Source organism: Thalassolituus marinus (genome assembly GCF_020320395.1).
Taxonomy (GTDB): Bacteria; Pseudomonadota; Gammaproteobacteria; order Pseudomonadales; family Oceanobacteraceae; genus Venatoribacter; species Venatoribacter marinus.
On the sequence record NZ_JAEDAH010000037.1, the window covers coordinates 1 to 4,070 of the forward strand.

At 48.6% G+C, this 4,070-nt stretch carries 4 protein-coding genes; 1 reads left to right on the forward strand and 3 read right to left on the reverse strand.

What is annotated here, in order from left to right; genetic code table 11:
* Both I9W95_RS07150 and I9W95_RS07155 read right to left on the reverse strand, forming a co-directional pair.
* Nucleotides 1-843 (reverse strand): M56 family metallopeptidase (locus I9W95_RS07150; protein WP_225673329.1); only part of this gene is annotated, 843 nt, incomplete at its 3' end.
* Nucleotides 840-1,223: a BlaI/MecI/CopY family transcriptional regulator gene (locus I9W95_RS07155; protein ID WP_225673331.1), complete on the reverse strand. Its 384-nt coding sequence runs from the start codon at nt 1,221-1,223 to the stop codon at nt 840-842. The genes I9W95_RS07155 and I9W95_RS07150, both read right to left, overlap by 4 nt.
* A gap of 95 nt (nt 1,224-1,318) precedes the next feature.
* Between I9W95_RS07155 and I9W95_RS07160 the strand changes: the two genes are divergently transcribed.
* A complete protein-coding gene (locus I9W95_RS07160) occupies nt 1,319-2,626 on the forward strand; it encodes an MFS transporter (protein WP_225673332.1) in 1,308 nt (435 codons plus the stop codon).
* A gap of 408 nt (nt 2,627-3,034) precedes the next feature.
* Here I9W95_RS07160 and I9W95_RS07165 read toward each other — a convergent pair.
* The coding region (locus tag I9W95_RS07165; protein WP_225673334.1) for a hypothetical protein at nt 3,035-4,070 on the reverse strand (1,036 nt) is incomplete at its 5' end.

Below are 4,070 nucleotides of genomic sequence, written 5' to 3' on the forward strand. Positions count from 1 at the left end.
ACGAGATGGGGTAAGCAGCTCGCAGACCCGTTCGCGCAGCTGCTCTACAGCGACAAACGCTGCCTGATCTGGCTTGTTGAGGTGGTGGCGTAAGCGCGCGATTTTCACCAGCGTTTCTGCGATGTCGGCGGCTTCGGCGTTGCGGGTAACCCGGCGATCGGCGAGCTGCTCGGTCACTAATGTGAAGCAGTTCAGAATGGGGGTGCGAACAAAGCCTGGCAGTGGGCAAATAAACAGCATCAGTAACCAGCGACTCAGGTTATCGAACTGGCGGATATGCGCCTGCTCATGAGCAATGATGATTGCCTGCTGGTCTGGCGTTGTTTGATTGAGCAAACCTTGCGACAGGTAAATATCAGCGCGGAAATATCCGGCTGCCATGGCGACAACGTCGTGGGTCGGCAAAATGCAGATAGTGGAATCGGAAGTTGCAAGTGCCTGCTCACGGAGAAGTTTCAGGTGCTGGTTTACACGCCACTGCTGATAAGCAAAACGCCCAATGCGTAACGTCAGCCACAAACCGACAGCACTCAGCAACCAGCCGTGCCAGGCGCTAACCACAAACTCATCGGCATGATGCCAGTGAATGAGCCTCAGCGATCCATACACAGTGTTGTGATCATCAGGTAAGGCGATTCCACCTTGAACTAACAGCAACAGAGTCATTGCCCAGGGTAACAAGGCCCAACTTAAAATCAGCCATTTTTGTTCCAACGGATCAACACGCTTTCCTGCCCGAATAAGCAGGGGGGCTGTTAACAGCTGAAATGCAACTGAGGCCAGTCCGAGCAATGCAGCCATGCTCAGCAAGTTCAGAATGAAACCCCAGTTTCCGGTAATCATGAGTGTGCTTTACCTTTTCGGCGATGATTCTGGATCATAGCTTCCAGGCGATCGAGCTCGTCGTCACCAAGATCGGCAGACAAGGAAACAAATGCGGCCATCAGAGACTGGTTGTCCTGACTGACAAGGTCGCTGGTGATATTGCGGATCAGCTGAGCGATCAGATCTTCCCGATCTACGCGGGTGCGATAAACAAAGGCATGCCCTTGCTTGCTGCGACTGAGCAGCTGCTTTTTGTACAGACGGTCCAGTGTGCTCTGAATCGTATTCAGTGAACTGCTGCGTCCGGCACTGAAGGCAGAATGGATCTGCTTGGCATCAGCTTCACCCGCCGACCAGAGATGGTTCAGAACCTGCTTTTCTAACTCACCGAGAATCATAGTCTTTCCAGTTTTCAGAATGAGGCATATACTGCCACAGTAAAAACCGACCTACAATCGGTTTTTTGTCAGTCAAAGTCAATCGCTGAGGTTCCATGCTGAGCATTCTCCGTCACCGTGTATATCGCCATTTGTTTGCTGCGCAGCTTATTTCATTGTTGGGCACAGGCCTGGCGACGGTTGCCCTGAGTCTGATGGCGTTTGAGCTGGCGGGAGACAATGCAGGCACTGTGCTGGCAACGGCACTGACCATCAAAATGCTGGCCTATGTGTTTGTGTCACCGCTACTGGCGGCGTTGTTTCAGGGGCGCGCACGCAAACCTGTGTTGGTTGTACTGGATATTATCCGCGCGTTGACGGCGCTTTCGCTGCCGTTCCTCACCGAGGTCTGGCATATCTATGTGGTGATTTTTGTTCTGCAAAGCAGTTCCGCCGGATTTACGCCGTTATTTCAGGCGACGATTCCTGATGTACTGCCGGACGAGCGTGAATACACCAAGGCTTTGTCTTTATCCCGGCTGGCTTATGACATGGAAAGCCTGATCAGTCCCATGCTGGCGGCGGCATTGCTGCTTATTACCTCCTGGCATGGGTTATTTTTCGGCACCATGCTGGGATTCGTTGCTTCGGCACTCCTGGTGCTATCCATTACGCTCCCTAAAGCTCAGGTTTCTGCTGTGAGTTCATGGGCTGACAGAATTACTAAAGGCGGTCGTATTTACCTGCTGACCCCGCGACTGAGAGGCCTGTTGCTACTGAGTTTTACAACCGCCTTGGGTGGTGCAATGGTGTTCGTGAACACCGTGGTTCTGGTGCAGGGCAATTTTGCTCTGAGTGGCCAGCAAACCGCATTTGCCCTGGCCGCTTTCGGCTTTGGCTCCATGCTCACAGCACTGAAATTGCCGGCATTGCTGGATAAATACAGCGAGCGAAGCGTCATGCTGGGTGGCTTATTAGTATTGATTCTCGCGCAATTATCCGGCGCGTTTATGCATGGTTATTACACTCTTCTGATGATTTGGTTTTTCATGGGAGCTGGTTATTCTCTGGTGCAGACTCCCACCAGTAAAGTTCTGGTTCGTTCCGCTTCATCTGGAGATCGCCCCGCTCTTTTTTCTGCACATTTTTCGCTATCGCATGCTGGCTGGATGATGGCCTATCCATTCGCAGGCTGGCTTCTGACAGTTCTGACGGTAAATGCTGCTTTTCTGTTGCTGGCAGGAATGTCTGTTTTAGGCCTGCTTTTAGCGACAAGTCTCTGGCCGAAGGATGAAAAAAAGGTTGTATTTCATGCCCATCCTAACCTGGAAAAAGGGCATGAACACCTGGAAAAGTTTGGCTATGGTGAGCAGCACAATCATTCTTATGTGATTGATGCTCTTCATACAAAGTGGCCAAGGTGAGTTACTCAAACCGATTTTGGGGACCATATAAAGTTTAATTGGTCGGTATTTACCATCACTGCTGGTCAATATGGCCAAGAATGGGTTATAGCTGCCAGGGACTTTCATACTGGGAGACCGAAGGTGGTCAGCGCTCATACAATCTAAAATTCAACTTTGAAGCGAATGATTTGAGAGAGGAAGCCATGGCTGGTATTCAATGCAAGCTTGAGACTACAGCCGATGAAGTGCACAATTATTTTTTAATTGATTAGTTCATCTGATGTTACAAATAAATAGTAAGTGCTCACCGTATGAGTTTTGTCATCATTAAGATAGATTTACGGACGCCTATTCTTCAGGCGGGATGTGTACCTGTGGAGCCGATAATCCGGCCCCATAGGCTATCGGTTCCCTGATCAATCCTGGTTATTCTCTGTTCAGAATCCTCTGGTGGCAGCGATTCATCGCATTGTTGAGGTGATTAACCCAGCTGCTGAGGAATTCTGCCTCTTTACTTTTAGCCACATCAGTTTTGCGATCTTTATCTTTATCTTTATCTTTATCTTTATCTTTATCTTTATCTTTATCTTCTTTTTTGCCTAGATCTCGCGGTGGGTGTCTACAGTTATCGAAAATAACCGAATATTCGGCGATCACCTTTTTATCCCACGCGACTCCTTTTTCACAGCAAGCTTGGAGGATCTTCAATAGGGAGACTTTCGGTTCACCGCTTAGTGATGCCACCAACGTGCTTAATGATTTTTCTGTCAAAAGCGACTCGGTGTCAATTTCGACGATAACAAAGATGGTTTTCTTAAAGCTGAGTGTGGCCACATGACAACTAGCTGGTTGGCTGTTATGTGTTCGTTTATAGGCACCATTGTCATTTGTAGGTTTTGGTAGTGAAACACACCGAATATTATCGAATTCATAACCTTCGAGTTTGACTAGGGACTCTATCGCTTTTTCAAATAGCTTAAACCTTGCTGTAGGAGGAGCTTCCTTCAGTTCTTCTTCCTTTTTGCCATTTTCACCACGGTTAACACCGTAGTCGAACTCCTGAGCTTTACCTGCAGGTTGTCCGTGGCCGACCCCTGTGAGTTCTTCAGGAGAGCCTTTGTCACCTGACTTCGTTCCTCCCTGAGATGATTTTTTTCCATCGATGGATGTTGTTGATGCGTGTGGGATCGAGAATCTGAACGTTTTGTCATGTTGGCGATGAAGCTTTTTGCTGGAACTTGGCATTGCCGGTATGTCCAATTCAGGATATTCGTCATGTGGTGTATGGTTTTTTCCACCATTAGCGCCCTGTTTGTGAGAAATGGCGATAGGAACCTTGAATCGAGGGTGTTTAATGTTTACGCCACGGAAAAAATTAGGTTCATCGCGGGTTAGCGTGAAAAAGTAGGAGACGGCGGTAAAACCGGTTAGTTTTGAGTTCGCCAAAACAACAAAATTAGCC

Coding starts and splice junctions, on each gene's coding strand:
- I9W95_RS07155 (WP_225673331.1), bottom strand. CDS start 1,223: ATGATTCTCGGTGAGTTAGAAAAGCAGGTTCTGAACCATCTCTGGTCG.
- I9W95_RS07160 (WP_225673332.1), top strand. CDS start 1,319: ATGCTGAGCATTCTCCGTCACCGTGTATATCGCCATTTGTTTGCTGCG.